The sequence below is a fragment of the Sphingomonas sp. DC1600-2 genome, assembly GCF_049897605.1.
Lineage (GTDB): Bacteria > Pseudomonadota > Alphaproteobacteria > Sphingomonadales > Sphingomonadaceae > Sphingomonas.
In genome coordinates this window covers 1-2217 of the sequence record NZ_JAFCWO010000043.1, presented here as the reverse complement: position 1 = coordinate 2217, position 2217 = coordinate 1, and the positions used below count along the sequence as shown (strand labels likewise).

Genomic DNA, 2217 nt, shown 5'->3' with positions numbered 1-2217 from the left:
GGCGAAACCGCATCGCGGCGCGAATGCCCGATGAACGGCCGGCTCGACCATAAACTCAGACCACGTGCTTCGTGCCCCACGCTTAGGGTGTCATTTCGCCCTCAACCGGAACCGACCCCAAGGAGGCGACCGTCAAACGCTTCCACTATGACAGCCATGACCAGCTACGAACGCACCTCGCCGACTTCAGGGCCGCCTACAACTTCGCTCGCCGGCTCAAGGCGCTGAGCGGCCTCACACACTACGAATACATCGCCAAAATCTGGACCTCAGAGCCAGACCGGTTCATCGTCAATCCAATCCACCAGATGCCGACTAAACACCTAGGGCGCTTGCCATAGGCTGACAGCCCTAACCCCTAAGCCTGATCGTCACCCATGAGCGTGGCGTACAGGCGTTCGTCCACTTTCTTGACGTCAAACCTTGCCTCGGCGATCAACCGGCTCTCGCGGCCCATTGAAACCGCAAGGTCGGGATCGGTACAAAAGCGGCGCATCGCGTCCACCAGGCTTTGTGCATCGCGCGGGGCCACGAAGAAGCCGTTGACGCCGGGCACCACCGTCTCGCGGCATCCCGGCACATCCGATGTGACGACCGCACGGCCCATCGCCATCGCCTCCTGCGTGCTGCGAGGCACGCCTTCGCGGTAGGAAGGGAGGACATAGACGCGCGCCTCTGCAATCGCGGGGCGCACGTCGGGCAGTTCGCCCGACCATTCCACCGAGCCCGTGGCGGCAAAGGCGCGCATCTGATCGGCGGAAATTCCTCCGGGGCTGGGATCAAGTCCGCCGACCAGACGAAAGCGTGCGTCGGTAAACTCGCGTTTTAGCACGCCGGCCGCTTCGACGAATTCCAGCACGCCTTTTTCGCGCAGCATGCGCGCGATCAGCAGAAACGAGGGCGGGCCGGCTGGGACGGGGGTGTCGACGAATTCGTCAAGGTCCACGCCGATTCCGCCAAGCAACATGGTACAATCCTGCGCAACAATCCGTCGCTCGACAAATTCTGCGCGGTCATCCGGGTTGAGAAAGATGACACGATGGGCGCGGGCAAACGAGGCGCGCAGCAAGGAGATGGCCAGAGTTCTTGATGCCCGCTTGGCCAGCCCGTCCGGGCCGCTCGAAATGAATAGGTAGCCCAGGCCCTCCACCATGCCGATGCGGCGCGATACACGGGCCAATGCTGCGGCGAGCCCGCCGTATATATTCGGCTTGATGAAAAATGTCAGGCTGACGTCGGGTCGTTCACGACGGAACCAGCGCGTGAGATCGCGCAGCGTGCGCAGATCGGATAGTGGATTCTGCCCCGCGCGGTCGATATGATAGGTGTGAGTAGTAACACCCATGTCTTTCAGGTGTTTCGCCTGCTCAGTATTATATTCCGGAGCAAGCACATGAACATCGTGCCCCCGCCGAACCAGTAATTCCAGCAGATGCCCACGAAACCGGATCAACGTATTCGCGGCGTTCGACATCACCGTTATTTTTCGAGGCCCGTTCAGATCCCGAGGCTGCTTCGCGCCGTTCAGCATTAACAACTAACCTGTATGATATGCATCGAGCACGATCAGATGAGCAAGCGCGCTAAACAAGGTTCTTAGGCAGGTCAATGGCTCGCCTGGCCTTGGCTTTGGCTTTCGTCCGTCCGCCTGCTCGTCTATTGGGGCCGTTATGTCCGTCCGTTCCCCATCGATGTCAACCGGCGTGGAATCTTGACCCCCGATCGGTGCCCAACATTGACCCCGCTATGTCGAGCCTGATGATGGGGCTGAGGAACGTCGGCATGTGCGTCGCCGAACACCGTCGGTCATTCACCGAACGCGAGGTTGGTGGTGACCACGATCGAGGTCTGCTCGTAAAGGCGGCTGACGAGGTGGAACAGCAGCTGACCGCCCGACAGCGCGAACGACAGATAGCCGAGTTCGTCGAGGATCACGAGATCGAGCCGCGACAGATGCTCAGCGATCCGCCCGGCGCGCGTCTCTGCCTCGAGCCGGTTCACCAGGTCAATCGTGTTGTAATATCTGACCCTGGCGCCGGTACGCACGCAGGATCGTTCGATCACGATAGCAAGGCGATCTCCTTGATCGACTTGCCCTGGCACTGTCAGGATTTCCGTGTGTGGGCGGGCGGTTGAACATTACGCCGCCATGGCCCTGATGAAGCGCTCGCCGAAGATGACGGCGAACTGGGCCTTGGCCATGGACCACTCCCGTGG

General features: G+C 60.8%; 1 protein-coding gene and 2 pseudogenes. 1 reads left to right on the top strand and 2 read right to left on the bottom strand.

Annotated features, from left to right (window positions below; translation table 11 throughout):
* Positions 1-119: 119 nt before the first annotated feature.
* Positions 120-341 (top strand): annotated as a pseudogene (locus ACP7BL_RS17835) (hypothetical protein); the annotation flags it as partial.
* Between the two features lie 17 nt (positions 342-358).
* Here the strand turns inward: ACP7BL_RS17835 and ACP7BL_RS17830 are convergent.
* Both ACP7BL_RS17830 and ACP7BL_RS17825 read right to left on the bottom strand, forming a co-directional pair.
* On the bottom strand, positions 359-1474 hold the full coding sequence (locus tag ACP7BL_RS17830; RefSeq protein WP_126849592.1) for a glycosyltransferase family 4 protein: 1116 nt from the start codon (positions 1472-1474) through the stop codon (positions 359-361).
* 335 nt (positions 1475-1809) lie between these two features.
* Positions 1810-2076, bottom strand: a pseudogene (locus tag ACP7BL_RS17825) (ATP-binding protein); the annotation flags it as partial.
* Between the last annotated feature and the right edge of the window lie 141 nt (positions 2077-2217).